The sequence below is a fragment of the Natronospirillum sp. genome (genome assembly GCF_022565775.1).
Lineage (GTDB): Bacteria > Pseudomonadota > Gammaproteobacteria > Pseudomonadales > Natronospirillaceae > Natronospirillum.
In genome coordinates, this window is record NZ_JAIUMC010000073.1 from 1 (window position 1) to 16,092 (window position 16,092).

At 56.7% G+C, this 16,092-nt stretch carries 13 protein-coding genes; 11 read left to right on the top strand and 2 right to left on the bottom strand.

The features are described from left to right. Positions 1-161 precede the first annotated feature (161 nt). The 7 genes from tig (at position 162) to LAT62_RS12375 (ending at position 9,231) form a co-directional block, all read left to right on the top strand. A complete protein-coding gene (gene tig / locus LAT62_RS12345; protein ID WP_293384221.1) occupies positions 162-1,463 on the top strand; it encodes a trigger factor in 1,302 nt (433 codons plus the stop codon). A 134-nt stretch (positions 1,464-1,597) separates the two neighbouring features. Then, positions 1,598-2,227, top strand: a complete 630-nt coding sequence (gene clpP / locus LAT62_RS12350; RefSeq protein ID WP_293384224.1) for an ATP-dependent Clp endopeptidase proteolytic subunit ClpP — start codon at positions 1,598-1,600, stop codon at positions 2,225-2,227. A gap of 93 nt (positions 2,228-2,320) precedes the next feature. After that, positions 2,321-3,613 (top strand): ATP-dependent Clp protease ATP-binding subunit ClpX, encoded by a 1,293-nt coding sequence (gene clpX, locus LAT62_RS12355; RefSeq protein WP_293384227.1) that lies wholly within the window; start codon positions 2,321-2,323, stop codon positions 3,611-3,613. Positions 3,614-3,694: 81 nt separating this feature from the next. Continuing rightward, positions 3,695-6,106, top strand: a complete 2,412-nt coding sequence (gene lon / locus LAT62_RS12360) for an endopeptidase La (protein WP_293384230.1) — start codon at positions 3,695-3,697, stop codon at positions 6,104-6,106. 222 nt (positions 6,107-6,328) lie between these two features. Then, positions 6,329-6,601 carry an HU family DNA-binding protein gene (locus LAT62_RS12365; protein ID WP_293384233.1) on the top strand — a complete coding sequence of 91 codons (273 nt, stop codon included), beginning with the start codon at positions 6,329-6,331 and terminating at the stop codon, positions 6,599-6,601. 208 nt (positions 6,602-6,809) lie between these two features. Then, entirely contained in the window at positions 6,810-8,666 is a 1,857-nt protein-coding gene (locus tag LAT62_RS12370; RefSeq protein ID WP_293384236.1) for a SurA N-terminal domain-containing protein, read from the top strand. 67 nt (positions 8,667-8,733) lie between these two features. Further along, the gene (locus LAT62_RS12375; RefSeq protein WP_293384239.1) at positions 8,734-9,231 is read left to right on the top strand and encodes an HAD family hydrolase; all 498 of its coding nucleotides are present in this window, start codon (positions 8,734-8,736) and stop codon (positions 9,229-9,231) included. Between the two features lie 34 nt (positions 9,232-9,265). Here the strand turns inward: LAT62_RS12375 and kdsA are convergent, their stop codons facing one another. Further along, complete coding sequence (kdsA, locus tag LAT62_RS12380; RefSeq protein WP_293384242.1) at positions 9,266-10,108, bottom strand: 3-deoxy-8-phosphooctulonate synthase; 843 nt, start codon at positions 10,106-10,108, stop codon at positions 9,266-9,268. Positions 10,109-10,228: 120 nt separating this feature from the next. Between kdsA and dinG the strand changes: the two genes are divergently transcribed. Next, positions 10,229-12,340 (top strand): ATP-dependent DNA helicase DinG, encoded by a 2,112-nt coding sequence (gene dinG, locus LAT62_RS12385; RefSeq protein ID WP_293384245.1) that lies wholly within the window; start codon positions 10,229-10,231, stop codon positions 12,338-12,340. A 14-nt stretch (positions 12,341-12,354) separates the two neighbouring features. Here the strand turns inward: dinG and LAT62_RS12390 are convergent, their stop codons facing one another. Further along, positions 12,355-12,900, bottom strand: coding sequence for a PilZ domain-containing protein (locus LAT62_RS12390; RefSeq protein ID WP_293384248.1), 546 nt, complete (start codon positions 12,898-12,900; stop codon positions 12,355-12,357). A gap of 109 nt (positions 12,901-13,009) precedes the next feature. On the opposite strand from LAT62_RS12390, the gene LAT62_RS12395 reads away from it, so the two are divergent. The 3 genes from LAT62_RS12395 to LAT62_RS12405 form a co-directional block, all read left to right on the top strand. Continuing rightward, positions 13,010-14,251 (top strand): lipoprotein-releasing ABC transporter permease subunit, encoded by a 1,242-nt coding sequence (locus LAT62_RS12395; RefSeq protein WP_293384251.1) that lies wholly within the window; start codon positions 13,010-13,012, stop codon positions 14,249-14,251. Then, positions 14,244-14,924, top strand: a complete 681-nt coding sequence (locus tag LAT62_RS12400) for an ABC transporter ATP-binding protein (protein WP_293384254.1) — start codon at positions 14,244-14,246, stop codon at positions 14,922-14,924. Before LAT62_RS12395 ends, LAT62_RS12400 begins: the two co-directional genes overlap by 8 nt. Positions 14,925-15,017: 93 nt before the next feature. After that, the coding region (locus LAT62_RS12405) for a ComEC/Rec2 family competence protein (protein ID WP_293384257.1) at positions 15,018-16,092 on the top strand (1,075 nt) is incomplete at its 3' end.

Genomic DNA, 16,092 nt, shown 5'->3' on the forward strand with positions numbered 1-16,092 from the left:
GATTTAGGTTCCAGTGCCGAAAGGCGTGTGAGTTCGAGTCTCACCATCCGCACCACCCTGGTTTTCGGGTTGCGGCGCGCGGACAGTTGAAGAGTATCGAGTGCAACGTTACTGTTCCCGCCCCCTGAGCATGACAGTCAGATATTTAGCGAGGATTTCCCATGCAAGTGACCGTTGAGACGACTTCCGGCCTGGAGCGCCGGATGGTGATCAATGTGCCGGCGGACAAGGTCAATACCCAGGTTGACAAGAAGGTCAAAGAGACCGCCCGCCGTGTCCGTCTGGACGGCTTCCGCCCCGGCAAAGTGCCTGCCAGTGTAGTCAAGCAGCGTTTCGGGCCTAGTATCCGGGCCGAAGTTCTGCAGGATGTGTTGCGGGAATCCTACATGGAAGCCCTGGATCAGGAGTCCATCACGCCCGCCGGCTACCCGCGCTTTGAAGACGTGAAGGATGAAGGCAACGATGTTCAGTTCGCCGCCATTTTCGAGGTGTTTCCCGAGATCAAGCTCGGTGATTTCAGCAAGGTTGAAGTCGAGAAGCCCGGAGTTGAGGTGAGCGACGACAATGTGCAGCAGATGATTGAGAGTCTGCGCCAGCAGCGCGCCGAATACAATGAAGTAAAGCGTGCCGCCGCCAACGACGACAAGGTAATTATCGATTTTGTCGGCAAGGTGGGCGGTGAAGCCTTTGAGGGCGGCACAGCCGAAGACCAGGAGCTTATTCTGGGCAGCGGTCGCATGATCCCCGGCTTCGAAGAAGGTGTGGTCGGCATCAAACCGGGTAAAGAGAAAACCATTGAGGTGACTTTCCCCGAGGAGTACCAGAACAAGGAACTCGCCGGCAAGACCGCGACCTTCGATATCACCGTCAAGCAGGTGCTGTCGCCCAAATTGCCCAAACTTGATGAAGCCTTCATCAAGGATCTGGGCGCCCGGGAAACCGATGTCGAAGCTTTCAAGGCGGAAGTTCGCGAGAACATGACCCGCGAAGCCCGACAGGCGATACAAAGCAAGCTTAAGAACGCGGTTATCGACCAGCTGCTGGAAAGCTCTGAATTCGAAGCGCCCAGCGCTCTGGTTGACCAGGAAATTCAGCGCCTCCGTCAGGAAGCGGTACAGCAATTTGGCGGTGGTCAGCAGCAGATCGACCCGAACCAATTGCCCAAAGAGCTGTTCACCGAACAAGCTCAGCGTCGTGTTCGCACCGGACTGATCTTTTCCGAAATAGCCCAGAAGCATGAAATTCAGGCCGATCCGGATTCGGTAAAGGCCCGAGTTGAAGAGCTTGCCAGTGTCTATCAGGAGCCTGAGTCTGTCGTCGAGTACTACATGAACAATCAGGAGCAGTTGTCTCAGGTGCAGTCGCTGGTATTGGAAGACAAGGTCATCGACCATGTATTGTCGGATGCCAAGGTGACTGAAACGTCGATTGATTACTATGAGGCCGTCAAGCGCGAAGGCTGAGTCTTTTCGCCGGACAGGTTGAAAATAAAGCGGTCGTCCCAACATTGAGGTGACCGCTTTTTTTGTGGCAGCCGATAAATGGCATTATGCTGTGTACAGAGCACAGTTACTGCAGGCACAGGAGTTTCTACTACATGACAACGTTTAATCAGGCAGAGGAAAACTCGATGCAGCCCTCCAGCGCGCTGGTCCCCATCGTCATCGAACAGACCTCTCGCGGAGAGCGCTCGTTCGATATTTATTCCCGTCTGCTGAAAGAGCGAGTGATTTTTCTGACCGGCCAGGTTGAAGATCATATGGCTAACCTGATAGTTGCCCAAATGCTGTTTCTGGAATCGGAAAACCCCGACAAGGACATCCACCTCTACATCAATTCACCGGGTGGCTCGGTCACTGCCGGGATGTCGATTTATGACACCATGCAGTTCATCAAGCCGGATGTGAGTACTATGTGCATCGGTCAGGCTGCCAGCATGGGCGCCTTTCTCCTGGCTGCCGGGGCAAAGAAAAAGCGCTTTGCACTGCCGCATTCACGGGTCATGATCCACCAGCCGCTCGGCGGCTATCAGGGTCAGGCCTCCGACATCGAGATTCATGCCAAGGAGATTCTCAAGATCAAGAAGACGCTCAACGAGCGGCTCGCCGAACATACCGGCCAGGATCTTGAGGTGGTTGAGCGGGATACTGATCGGGACAATTTCATGGACGCCGAAACAGCCAAAGAATATGGTCTGGTTGACGCTGTTCTGAACAAGCGAGACTGAGGTCACGAAGGCGGAAAGATCCGGCATCCGTGCTTGCAAAATGGCGGATGCCGCTGCATCTTTAAGAGAGAGAACGCGTAGCGGAGTAATTTAATGGCAGATGACACCAAGCAAAAAGATGACGGCAAACTGCTGTACTGTTCCTTCTGTGGCAAGAGCCAGCACGAAGTACGCAAGCTGATTGCCGGTCCATCCGTGTTTATCTGTGATGAGTGTGTTGATCTGTGTAATGACATTATCCGGGAAGAACTGCAGGACGCAGAGATCGAGCCTGAGCAGGACCACCTGCCCACGCCCTCCGAGATCCGTAGCACACTGGATGAATATGTGATCGGTCAGGCGCAGGCCAAGACTGTGCTGGCGGTAGCGGTTTACAACCATTACAAACGGTTGCGTCATGGGGAATCCGTCAAAGGCGGTGAGATCGAGCTCAGCAAGAGCAATATCCTGCTGATCGGTCCAACCGGCTCAGGCAAGACATTGCTGGCGGAAACACTTGCCCGGTTGCTCAATGTGCCGTTTACCATTGCCGATGCCACAACCCTGACCGAAGCAGGTTATGTGGGCGAGGATGTCGAAAATATCATTCAGAAGCTGCTGCAGAAGTGTGATTACGATGTAGAGCGTGCGCAGCGTGGCATTGTTTACATCGATGAAATTGACAAGATCAGTCGCAAGTCAGATAACCCGTCGATCACGCGTGACGTGAGCGGTGAGGGTGTGCAGCAGGCATTGCTGAAGCTGATCGAAGGCACGGTGGCTTCAGTACCGCCGCAGGGCGGACGCAAGCACCCACAGCAGGAGTTTCTGCAGGTGGATACGGGCAATATGCTGTTCATCTGTGGTGGCGCCTTTGCTGGCCTCGAGCAGATAATTCGTGATCGCAGCGAAAAGAGCAGCATCGGTTTTTCCGCACCCGTGCACTCCAAGGAGAACACGCAGAATGTCGGTAAAACCCTGTTGTCTGTGGAGCCCGAAGATCTGGTCCGGTATGGCTTGATTCCCGAGTTCATCGGCCGCCTTCCTGTTGTGGCGACCTTGTCCGAACTTGATGAAGAAGCCCTGATTGAAATACTGCGTGAACCCAAGAATGCCCTGGTCAAGCAGTATCAGAAGCTTTTTGAAATGGAATCAGTGGAGCTGGAGTTCCGCGAATCGGCGCTGCGAGCCGTGGCCAAGAAGGCCATGGAGCGTAAAACCGGGGCTAGAGGCCTGCGCTCGATACTTGAAAGTGTACTGCTCGATACCATGTACGTGATTCCGTCGGAAGAAAACGTGGACAAGGTAGTGATTGATGACAAGGTCATCACCGGTGATTCCGAACCGTTGCTGATCTACAGCTCACAGAAGGAAAAGTCGCTGAGTGCTGCCTCGGGCCGCGACTGATTTTCTCCGGCAGTGCGACACACTGTCCTGATTGGGGTGCATGGCACCCCAATCCAATATTGAACAACCTTTTGGATTATCATGACTGATTCCACTGTTTCCTGTCCGGTACTGCCACTGCGCGACGTGGTGGTCTATCCCCATATGGTGATTCCGCTGTTCGTCGGCCGCGAGCGTTCAATCAACGCGCTGAATGCGGCAATGGACACCGACAAGCAAGTGATTCTGGTAGCCCAGAAACATGCTTCCGAGGATGAGCCCAAAGCCGAAGACATCTATGACTTCGGCACGCTGGCCACTGTTCTGCAACTGCTCAAATTGCCTGATGGTACCGTCAAGGTGTTGGTGGAAGGGGGCTCGCGTGTCAGCCTGTCCGAAATCCAGTTCGATCATGAGGACTATATCGTTGCTGATGGCGAACTCATGGCTGAAGAGCCGATGAGCGAACGTGAAGAGGAGGCGTTATTGCGCACCCTCAATAGCCAGTTCGAGCGCTATGTACAGTTGAGCAAGAAAGTGCCCAGCGAAGTGCTGACCTCTCTGGAGAGTATCGAAGAACCGGGTCGCCTGATCGATACCATTGCCGCGCACATGGCGCTCAAGCTTGACGAGAAGCAGCGCATTCTGGAAATGCCAGTCATCCGGGAACGCATCGAGCATGTCCTGGCTCTGCTTGAGACTGAAATCGACCTGCTGCAGGTAGAAAAGCGCATCCGTGGCCGGGTCAAGAAGCAGATGGAGAAGAGCCAGCGCGAGTATTATCTGAATGAGCAGATGAAGGCCATTCAGAAGGAACTGGGCGATATTGATGACAGCCACAATGAAGTAGAAGCGCTGGAAAAAAAGGTAGCAGACTCCGGTATGCCCAAAGAGGCACTGGAGAAGGCCGGCACCGAGCTCAAGAAGCTCAAGATGATGTCGCCCATGTCGGCAGAAGCCTCTGTAGTGCGCAGTTATATAGAGTGGCTGCTGTCTATACCCTGGAAAAAGCGTACGCGCTCTACCATCGATTTGCCCAAGGCCAGAAAGATCCTCGATGAGGACCACTATGGCCTGGAAGAGGTCAAGGAGCGGATCCTTGAATTCCTTGCGGTGCAAAAGCGCGTGCGCAAGATCAAGGGGCCGATTCTCTGTCTGGTTGGTCCTCCCGGCGTCGGCAAGACGTCACTGGGCCAGTCCATAGCGCGGGCAGTGAATCGCAAGTACGTGCGCATGGCACTGGGTGGTGTGCGTGATGAAGCGGAGATTCGCGGGCATCGACGCACCTATATCGGCTCGCTGCCGGGCAAGGTCATACAGAAGATGTCCAAGGTAGGGGTACGAAACCCGCTGTTTTTGCTCGATGAAATCGACAAGATGGGCATGGACCACCGTGGTGACCCTGCCTCTGCCTTGCTGGAAGTCCTGGACCCGGAACAGAACAACTCCTTCAATGATCACTACCTTGAGTTGGATTACGATCTGTCGGATGTCATGTTCATCTGTACTTCCAATTCAATGAATATTCCCGGGCCGTTGCTGGACCGGATGGAAGTGATCAGACTTCCCGGCTATACCGAGGAAGAAAAGATCAACATCGCGCGCAATTATCTGGTGCCCAAACAGCTCAAGAGTAACGGGTTGAAGCCCGCGGAGTTGGAAATACCGGATGACACCCTGACTGATATTGTTCGCCACTATACGCGTGAAGCCGGTGTGCGTGGTCTTGAGCGGGAAGTGGCAAAGGTCTGTCGCAAGGCAGTGCGCCGCATTCTGGAGAAAAAGACCGAAGAGCAGCCATTGGTAGTCCGGCCGGAAGATCTGGAAGACTTCCTGGGCGTGATCAAGTTCCGTTTCGGACGGGCAGAAGAAGACAATCAGGTAGGGCAGGTCACTGGCCTGGCCTGGACCTCGGTTGGTGGCGAGTTGCTGAACCTGGAAGCTGCGGTAACGCCCGGCAAAGGACGTCTCAATCGCACCGGCAAGCTGGGCGATGTCATGCAGGAGTCCATACAAACGGCCATGACCGTGGTGCGGAGCCGCGGCCAGGCACTTGGTATCCTGCCCAGCGCCTTTGAACGCCAGGACATACACATCCATGTGCCGGAAGGAGCCACCCCCAAAGATGGCCCGAGCGCCGGCATTGGTATGTGTACCGCATTGGTTTCGGCCCTGACCAGCATTCCTGTGCGTGCCGATGTCGCCATGACAGGTGAGATCACCCTGCGCGGTCAGGTTTTAGCCATTGGCGGGCTGAAAGAGAAACTGCTGGCTGCGCATCGGGGTGGAATCAAAATCGTACTGATTCCAGAAGAGAATGAGCGTGATCTGAAGGAAGTTCCTAAGAACATCGTCGAAAAGCTCGATATCCGGCCAGTAAAATGGATCGATGAAGTTCTGGATATCGCTCTGGATGGCACGCCAAAACCGCTCACTGATCAGCAGATTGAAGAGGATCTGAAACCTGCCTCAGGGGTGATGAAAAAGGACGGGGATCGGCCCAGCACGCACTGATCACAAGGCTGAATGCCTTTTGTGATGCGGGTTCCACACAATCACAAAATAAAATCGGGTTTGCTTGACAGTCTTTTCGATGTGCTGGTATAAAAACGCAACAGTACTCGCCGTGCAAGCATACTAAAAAATCGGTCATGGATGTCTGGGCGCAGTGGCAATTCTGATAAGGAGTGGCTGCGACGGAACAGGCCGAATCTTTCAAATAAAAAGGGGATTAGCGTGAACAAGTCTGAACTGATCGATGCTGTGGCCGCGTCAGCGGATATTCCTAAAGCAGCTGCAAGCCGTGCACTTGATGCCATGATTGATTCTATCTCAGGTTCGCTTAAGAACGGTGAACAGGTAGTTCTGGTTGGTTTTGGTACCTTTTCCGTGAAAGAGCGCTCTGCGCGCACCGGGCGCAACCCCCAGACTGGGGCGCCGATTCAGATTCCTGCGTCAAAAGCACCCAGCTTCAAGCCGGGCAAGGCGCTCAAGGATGCCGTTAACTGATTAACCAGTGGTATTCCAGAATGGCGAGTGGCTATCACTCGCCATTTTTTTTGTCCAAACAGTTTTGAATGGTGTCATCCGGGGTGCTGTATCGGTATCCTGTCTGCCCGTGAACCATGAATTGCGGGTTTATCGGTTCCCGGACAATTTTTTGTGACCAATATGTGACGGTCTGTCAGCCAGGCCGATTTCTGATCTCGGAGGATCAATGTTAGAGGGTATTCGTAGCGGTGCCAAAGGCCCAATGGGCAAAGTGCTGGTTGTGGTGATCTGCCTGGCTTTTGGTCTCTGGGGCGTCTCAACAGTCGTACCGCTGGTCTTCAGCAGCGGAGCGCCAGTGACCGTGAATGGCGAAGACATTTCGACCAATGAAATTCAGCGCCGAGTTCAGCAGGAGCGCCAGCAACTGTTGCAACAACTGGGCAGCGACGTGGATCCTTCCATGATCACTGAAGAAATGGTTCGCCCGCAGGTTATCGAGCGATTGGTGCAGCAGCGCCTGGTCGCACAGGCTGCCAAGCGCAACGAGTTTGTGCTCAGTGATCGTTCGGTAGACCGTGTTCTGGCCCGCGAGCCGGCTTTTCAGGATCAGGGGCGTTTCAGCTCCGAGGCCTTCTCACGCATTGCCGCCCAGCAGGGTATGACACCCAGGCAGCTTCGCGATGCCATTGGAGACAGTGAAGTGACCAACCAATGGGTCACCGGACTGCAGCGCACCGAGTTCGTGTTACCGCATGAATTGCAACAATATGGAGAATACAGCAACCAGGTTCGGGACATCGACTATGTCATCCTTGAAGCAGAGGACTTCCTGGATGCCGTCGACATTTCCGACACCGATGTGGCCCAGTATTACGATGCCAATCAGAGCGACTACACCACACCAGAGCGCGTCGCCGTTGACTATGTTGTCTACCCACGTGAGCGGCTGGAAGCGGATGTCGAGCCCTCCGAGGAAGAGATTGAAGCGGCTTACCAGATGTATCTGGACGCAGAAGGCGGCAGTGCCGAGCGCGACATTTCGCATATTCTGATTACCGCTGATGACCGAAGCACGGAAGAAGCCCGGGAGTTGGCAGAGGAACTGCGCCAGCGTGCCGAGTCAGAGGATTTTGCCGAACTGGCCGAGACCTATTCCGATGACCCCGGCAGCGCCAGCATGGGTGGCAATCTGGGGCAGTTCCAGACGGGTGTCTTTGTCGATGCCTTCGAAGCTGCCGTGCAGGATATGGAAGAAGTAGGCGAGCTGAGCAATGTGGTTGAAACCGAGTTCGGTTTTCACATCATCCGACTCGACGCCATAGAGTTTGAAGATATGGACAGCCTGGATGATATGCGGGATCAGCTCCGCACAGAGCTGATCGAGCGTGAGATTGCCTCGCAGATTCCGGTGATTCGGGACGAGATTGCCAATATCGCCTTTGCCAGCCTGGATCTGCAGGAGCTTGCAGAGGCCTTTGAACTGGATATCGAATCCACAGAGCTGTTTTCACGGGAAGGCGGTGACGGTATTGCGGCCAACGCGGACGTGGTTTCGGCTGCTTTCTCCAGTGACGTGCTGCAAGAAGACCTGAACAGCGAAGTGGTGGCATTGGACGACATGAGTCTGGTGGTTTTGCGCAAGCGGGATTACGAAGAGCCCTCTGTGCTGCCCCTGGAGGATGTTGAAGATGAGATACGTACCATGCTGCGCCAGCGGGCGGCCATTGCCCGGGCGCAGGAAGAAGCGGAGGCCCTGCACAGTACTCTGGCGGCGGGTGAGAGCCCTAACATCAGCTTGCAGCCCAGAACCGGTATTACCCGCTTTGACGAGACGCTGGCTGACAGTCTGATCAATGAGATTTTCCGCGCTCCGGCGCCTGAAGACGAGGGCAGCAGTGCGTTTCTGGCGGAAACTGCGAATGGCCAATGGGCTGTGGGCCGGGTAACGAATGTCAGTCCGGGCGAGATTGGTGAAGACGAGCACCAGCAGGTGGTAGAATTCATGCAGCAAAACCTGCGCAATGCGGCGGTGGAGTCTGTGCTGACGGATCTTCGTGAGCAGGCGAGCATCCGGGTTCGCTGAGGCGTCAAGTGGCACTGTCCGAGCGGCCTGCGGGCCGCTTTTTTGTTTGTTCAAGAGCGATAGAATTATGAAAATTGGCTTATTGATATTGGATGTCGATGGTGTATTGACTGATGGTCGCCTGGTCTATAGTGAGCAGGGTGAGCAATTGAAGATTTTTCATGTCCACGATGGGCTGGGCATCAAGGCTGCCCAGGAGAATGACATTCAGGTCGCAGTGATTTCAGCTCGCGACTCGGCGCCGCTTAACCGGCGGCTCGACGATCTGGGCATAGTGCATCGATTCCTGGGTTGCTCTGACAAGCTGGAAGCGTTTGAGAGCCTGCTCAAGACTTTGGACATCAAACCGGACAATGTGGCCTACATTGGTGATGATGTTATTGATTTGGGTGTGATGCGCAAAGTCGGTTTTCCGATTGCCGTTGCCAATGCCAATGGTATGGTCAAGGCCATTGCACGCCATCGAACCCAGTTGTCCGGCGGCGAGGGCGCAGTTCGCGAAGCGATTGATTTCATCCTGCGCCAGCAGATCGGGCTGGAAAAAGCCTATCGCAAGTTCCTGTAGCGGGGCAGCTACACGCTGTGCAGTCGATAGGAGCTCAGCGAATATCGAGATCCTCGAAACCCTTGATCAGGTCGTCGAGCGCCTTCATCTGCTGCAGAAAGGGCTTCAGGCGGTCCAGAGGCAGCGCACAGGGGCCATCGCACTTTGCATTGTCGGGATCCGGATGAGACTCCAGGAACAGGCCGGCGATCTTCTGTGACAGCCCGGCACGTGCCAGTTCGGTGACCTGCTGACGCCGCCCGTCGGCAGAGTCACTGCGTCCGCCCGGGCGCTGCAAGGCATGTGTCACGTCAAAAATGACCGGGTAATCGAACTGTTTCATCACGCCGAATCCCAGCATGTCCACCACCAGGTTGTTGTACCCGAAGGATGTGCCGCGCTCGCACAGGATCAGTTGATCATTCCCGGCTTCGTTGCATTTGTGCAGGATATGGCGCATCTCTTCGGGGGCCAGAAACTGCGCCTTCTTGATATTGATCACAGCACCGGTGCGAGCCATGGCCACCACCAGATCGGTCTGGCGACTGAGAAAGGCCGGCAATTGAATCACATCGGCCACATCGGCCGCGGCTTGTGCCTGCCCGGGCTCATGGACGTCGGTGATCACCGGCACCCCGAAAGCGGCCTTGACGTCGCTCAGGATGCGCAGGCCCTCCTCGAGTCCCGGACCACGAAACGAGTTCATCGATGACCGGTTGGCCTTGTCAAAGGATGCCTTGAACACATAGGGGATGCCGAGCTCCGAACAGACCTGCGTATAGGTATCGGCCACCCGCAGTGCCAGGTCCCGGTCTTCCAGCACATTCATGCCGCCAAACAGGGTGAACGGCTTGTCATTGCTGACGGGAATGTCTCGTACAAATACAGTCTTGGTCATTACCTGGGGTCCTGATCATGCGTCAACGGGACAGAAATTGGCGGCTCAACTGCGCCTTGGGGCAGGGCCGAAACCTGCAATTCCTGATACACTCTGCGACCGATATCGATGCAGATGCCTATGTTAACAGATCAACAGAAACAGCTCATTCAGCAAGCTTATCGGGACTACCTGGCGGCACGTGAACTGCGGCCCCGGTCGGGTCAGCGGCAGATGATTGCGCATATCGCCCGACGCCTGGCGGGCGATGAAACCTTGCCGGATTCGGGCGCTGATGACGCTGAGGAGCGGCCCAGTGCCCGCCTGGCCGTGGTCGAGGCCGGTACGGGTACCGGCAAGACACTGGGGTATCTGATTCCGGCTCTGGTGATGGCTGCTGACGAGAAAAAGCAGGTTGTACTGTCCACCGCCACTGTGGCGCTGCAGGGGCAGTTGATGGACAAGGATCTCCCCGACTTGCTGAAACATACCGACCTGAAGTTCGATTATGCGCTGGGCAAGGGCCGGGGGCGTTTCTTCTGTGAGGTCAAGACCGAGCAGGCCAGGGGCGAACTCAGTACCGAAGCCACGCTGTTCGATCAGCCTGCGGCCGTCACCCAGGCGCTGCTGGAGCGCATCGACACATTGACGGAGTCGTTTGCCGGGCAGCAGTGGGATGGGGATCTCGACAACCTCGAAGATCAGCCTGACGCCGCGCTGCGACGGGCCATTACGGCCACCAGTTCCGACTGTCTAGGAGCCTTGTGCAGCCGCTACAATGAATGCCCCTATTTTGCCCATCGGGCGCGCCTGAAAGAGGTCGACCTGCTGGTGGTCAATCATGACCTCGTGCTCAGCGACCTGGCATTGGGTGGCGGGGTAGTGTTGCCGGACCCCGCCGAAACCCTGTTTGTCTTTGACGAAGCCCACCATCTACCAGAAAAGGCGCTGGGGCATTTTTCACTGCGCCTCGAGCTGTCTGCATTTCGGCAGTTTATCGAACAGGTGAATCGGCACTCGGTCAAGATGGTGTCTGAACTGCAGGCTTATGACGACCTTGGGGATGACCTGTCGGATCTTGAATTTCAGGCCCGGGAAACCCGAGATCAACTGCGCCAGATCAGTGACCTGCTGGATCTGGATTGGCAGGGCAAGGGTGGCAGCCGCCCGGTGTTCTATCGGTTTCCACTGGGGCAGGTGCCTGAGCCGCTGCGGATCGGCCTGATTGAACTGACCCAGCACCTGAAGCCGATCACCGGCTTCCTGAACAAGGCGCACAAGCTGATCGGCCAGCAGCTGCGCATGACCAATCCACCGGCGGGCCAGCCGGTTGTGCAATCCTGGTCTCAGCAGATCGGGCAGGATCTGGAACTGGTGCAGGGGGCGGTTGACCTGGCCCGCCAGTATCAGCAGGCCGATGCTGAGACGCCCAACGCCTTCTGGGTCGAAAAGGCGGAAGGCAAGGACGACCTGGCTCTGATGTGCAGCCCATTTCTTGCAGGTGGGGTTCTGAATCACTACCTGTGGCAACGGGCCTGGGGCGCGGTGATGACCTCGGCCACGCTGAGTGCGGGAGGCGATTTCAGCCGTTTTAGAGTGCACTCTGGCATTCACGATGAAACGGCCTATCTGCGCGTCCCAGGGGCATTCAACTACGCCGAGCAGGGGGTTATCTGGCTGCCGGCCAATGCCGCTAATGCAGGCCAGCAGGATCAGCATACGCAAGACCTGGTGCAACGCCTGCCCGGGCTTCTGGCAGAGCATGCCGCGACTCTGGTGCTGTTCTCTTCGCGTGCCCAGATGGAATCGGTATACGAGCAGTTGCCGGCAGCCACCCAGCAAGCGGTTCAGTGTCAGGGGCAGAAAAGTCGCGAAGCCATTATCGAGACTCATCAGAGGCTGCTTGCGGACAACCAATCCAGTGCGATTTTCGGGTTGGCCAGCTTTTCCGAGGGTATCGACCTGCCGGGCAGCGCACTGACCCAGGTGATTATCGCCAAGTTGCCTTTCAGTGTGCCGGATGATCCGCTACAGGCGGCCTCGGCAGAATGGATAGAACGGCGAGGCGGCAATCCGTTTATGCAACTGACCTTGCCCGAGGCGATCATTCGCCTCACCCAGGCGGTAGGCCGACTGATTCGCAAGGATGATGATCATGGGCGAGTGGTCATTCTGGATGCCCGGGTGCGAACCGCCCGGTATGGCAGCATGGTGCTTGATGCCTTGCCCCCGTTTCGGCGCGATTTTTCATAAGGGCCACATGCGTATCAGTCAGTGCCCAGATGTCTGTTGGCGGTTTGCTGAGCCATCAAATGTCGCGCCAACTGCTGCCGCATGGGTTCGGGCATATCACTGAAGGCACAATGCAGTCGATAGCCGCCGGTAGCACCGTCGCAATTGACCACCTCGGCATGGGGATAGATGGCGAAATACGAGGGTGAAAAAACCAGCGCCATGACCACCTTGTCACCCACCTTGTGCGCCTGGTGCGACCAGAAGCTGACGCCTCCCTCACTGATAATGATGGTTTGTGCCTCTTCGTCCAACTGCCCAAGCTGCTGGACCAGCAGATTCTGGCGAAACAGATCTATCTTGCGATTCAGCGTCCGCACATAGCGGCTCAGGGCTTTTTCGTCCAGTTGGCTGTTCAGTTCCTTGAGTTCTTCATCCACCGCAGCCAGTGCATTTTCCGCAGTCACATGCCGCAACTGGGGGAAATACTCCACTGCATTGGGGCGAGATTCCGTATAGGCGGCGGTCAGTACCCACGCCACATCTTCAATTCGGAAATAAGCGCGCCTGTTGTCATCCATAGTGTTTTACCTGCTGCTTTACCACATGCTGCCTTTACAGACGGAAACAGCACCCAGTAGACTGGCTGCCGCTGTGCATCTCTTCTCTGAACTATAAGTGAACTTCTGGATGTTACAAAACCTTTCCGTCTTCATCGGTCGACGGTACATCGGAGCCAAGCGGCGCAATCACTTCATTTCATTCATTTCCACCGTGTCCATGATCGGCCTGACACTGGGTGTGATGGTGCTGATTATTGTCCTTTCGGTGATGAATGGTTTCGAACGCGAGTTGCGCGAGCGCATTCTCGGCATGGTGCCGCATGGCACCATCAGCGGTGTAGAACCGGTGACCAACTGGCAGGAACTGCGCACTCAGGCTCTGGAACACCCTCAGGTGGCCGGAGCTGCACCCTATATCAGTGTGACCGGCATGCTGGTTGGGCCCCGAGAAAGCCGCGGGGCGCTGGTGACCGGTATTGAGCCCGACTATATTGATGAGGTGTCCATACTGCGCGACCATATGGTCAGCGGTGACCTGAACAGTCTGACCCCCGGGAACTGGAATATTGTGCTTGGCCAGTCACTGGCCCGACAGCTTGGCGTGCGTCAGGGTGATCGAGTGAATGTCATGGTGCCGGAGGTGTCCGTCAACATCATGGGTGTGCAGCCCCGTTTTCGCGGCTTCACTGTGTCCGGTATCTTTCAGGTCGGGGCGCAGCTTGATGCCGATACGGCCTTTGTTCACATGGACGATATGGCAACGCTGAAGCGAATCCCGGGCTCTGTCGAGGGTATTCAGTTGCGCCTTAATGATCTGTTTCAGGCGCCCGCGGTGACTCGCCAACTGGCTGTCGATATGCCTGGCCAGTATCAGTTTTCCGACTGGACACGGACCCAGGGCAACCTGTTTCAGGCAATTCAGCTGGAAAAGCGCATGGTCGGTCTGCTGCTGTTCATGATTGTTGCCGTGGCGGCTTTCAATATCGTTTCCAGCCTGATCATGCTGGTGACGGAAAAACAATCCGATATCGCCATCCTGCGCACCATGGGGGCCAAGCCGTCCCAGATCATGGGCATATTCCTGGTTCAGGGTGGCGTGGTCGGCGTAATAGGGGTGTCGATCGGTATTCTGCTGGGCATACTTGGTGCCTTGACGATTGATCGCATCGTGGCCTTTGTCGAGAACCTGTTCGGCTTCCAGGTGCTGGATTCCAGTGTCTATTTCATCAGCTACCTGCCTTCAGAACTGCGCTGGGATGACGTGATTCTGGTGACCTGTGTGTCCCTTGTTGCCAGTTTCGTATCCACTCTGTATCCGGCGTGGCGGGCATCCAGAACCATGCCGGCGGAGGCCCTGCGCTATGAGTGAAACCGTAATGTCCTGCCAGGACCTGACCAAGACCTATCGTATCGGCCCCGAGTCGGTACATGTGTTCGACGGCCTGAATCTGGATATCTACAGTGGCGACATGGTGTCGATCGTGGGCACCAGTGGTGCCGGCAAGTCCACACTATTGCATCTGATGGCGGGGCTTGACCTGCCCTCCAGCGGGCTGGTGTCTATCGACGGGGTTGATCTGGCGAGCATGAACGAGAAGCGGCGCAGTCGGGTCAGAAATGAAACGCTGGGTTTCGTCTTTCAGTTTCACCATCTGCTGCACGAATTCACGGCGCTGGACAATGTATTGATGCCCACCCGTATCAGTCGCAAACCCCGCGCTGCAGACCGCGACTATGCGCTCAGCCTGCTGACCAGCGTAGGCGTAGGGCACCGGGCTGAGCACAAGCCTTCCGAGCTGTCAGGTGGCGAGCGTCAGCGGGTGGCCATCGCGCGGGCCCTGATGAACCGGCCCCGCCTGGTGCTGATGGATGAACCGACGGGCAATCTGGATACGCAAACGTCCAATCAGATTCAGGAACTGATTCTGAGTCTCAATGAAACCGCACAGTGCAGCTTTGTCGTGGTCACCCACAACCATGATCTGGCAGCCAGGATGCCGGTGCGCTACAGGCTGGATCAGGGGCGCCTGGCTGCCTACTGAGCTGGCCAGGACACCAGACTGAACTACACACAGGGGCAGGGCCCGGAGCGCTAGGCTGGACGATGTCGTCCCGCTTCCCGGAGCCCTAGTTGCATGCTGCCCAGACTGATGGGTGCCTTTCTCGTTGGCGCCATGCTGCCCGTTCTGGCCGGATGGGCGCTGCTCGGGCTCTTGCCTGGCGCTCTCTGGCTGTTGTGGCGAGGGCACTGGCCTTTGCTGTCACTGCTGCTGGCCGGTATGGCCTGGACCACCTCGGCTGTTCACCAGGTCAACCAGATGCGTCTGATCGCTCCGACCAGCTTTGCCCAGGAGCAGGTGACTATTGAGCGCTGCTGGCAGTCGGACTGGAGCCGACGGTGCCTGCTCAGCAACAGCGACGGCCAGCGCTATTATCTGACCTGGCAGGCTGATGCCAAGCCTGAGCCCGGCCTGACCGGTATAGCCTCGGGTCGTTTGCAACCCTGGTCTGCCACCGTGTCTCCCGGACAGACCTCATTTGCCCTATGGTTGCTGCGCCACCGAATTGCTGCCCGTGGTCAGGTCGAGCAGTTTCATCCTGATCGCCCGACCGGACTGAGCGCCTGGCAACTGAATACGCGCCGCTGGCTGCGCGAGCGCACGGTGCCGTCCGAGGCGCGCGGTTTCTACGAAGCGCTGGTACTGGGTGATCGCTCGGCGCTGGACAGCACCGTACGAGGTCAGGTGTCGCGCACCCAGACCCAGCACCTGTTGGCCCTCTCAGGCTTGCATATTGGCAGCCTCGCGCTCTGGGCCTACCTGATCGCCGGACTGCTGTGGCGCCTTTACCCGGTGGGTGTCCGTCAGGACTGGCAGAAGATGGCTGCCCTGTTGATGGCAGGCCTGCTGCTCTGGATCGCGCTGCCCGCTGTGAGTCTCTGGCGGGCTTTCCTCATGACCCTGATACCCGGAGTGGCGTGGCTGATACGCCGGCAATTTGCCGCCCATAATCTATTACTGCTGATGGGCTGCCTGATGGTGCTGGGAGACCCCTTGATCTGGCTCGATCTCGGCGCCTGGTTCAGCTGGTGGGCGACTCTGGTGCTGATCATGCTGGTACGGCAGATAGGGCACTGGCCCGGCTGGCGGCAATTGGTCGGTATTCAGGCCGCCCTGTCCGTGCTGCTGGTGCCGGTCCATGCACTCTGGG

Excerpts from the sequence above, each read along its gene's own strand:
- tig (WP_293384221.1), top strand. The coding sequence starts at position 162 with ATGCAAGTGACCGTTGAGACGACTTCCGGCCTGGAGCGCCGGATGGTG.
- clpP (WP_293384224.1), top strand. The coding sequence starts at position 1,598 with ATGACAACGTTTAATCAGGCAGAGGAAAACTCGATGCAGCCCTCCAGC.
- clpX (WP_293384227.1), top strand. The coding sequence starts at position 2,321 with ATGGCAGATGACACCAAGCAAAAAGATGACGGCAAACTGCTGTACTGT.
- lon (WP_293384230.1), top strand. The coding sequence starts at position 3,695 with ATGACTGATTCCACTGTTTCCTGTCCGGTACTGCCACTGCGCGACGTG.
- LAT62_RS12370 (WP_293384236.1), top strand. The coding sequence starts at position 6,810 with ATGTTAGAGGGTATTCGTAGCGGTGCCAAAGGCCCAATGGGCAAAGTG.
- LAT62_RS12375 (WP_293384239.1), top strand. The coding sequence starts at position 8,734 with ATGAAAATTGGCTTATTGATATTGGATGTCGATGGTGTATTGACTGAT.
- kdsA (WP_293384242.1), bottom strand. The coding sequence starts at position 10,108 with ATGACCAAGACTGTATTTGTACGAGACATTCCCGTCAGCAATGACAAG.
- dinG (WP_293384245.1), top strand. The coding sequence starts at position 10,229 with ATGTTAACAGATCAACAGAAACAGCTCATTCAGCAAGCTTATCGGGAC.
- LAT62_RS12390 (WP_293384248.1), bottom strand. The coding sequence starts at position 12,900 with ATGGATGACAACAGGCGCGCTTATTTCCGAATTGAAGATGTGGCGTGG.
- LAT62_RS12395 (WP_293384251.1), top strand. The coding sequence starts at position 13,010 with ATGTTACAAAACCTTTCCGTCTTCATCGGTCGACGGTACATCGGAGCC.
- LAT62_RS12400 (WP_293384254.1), top strand. The coding sequence starts at position 14,244 with ATGAGTGAAACCGTAATGTCCTGCCAGGACCTGACCAAGACCTATCGT.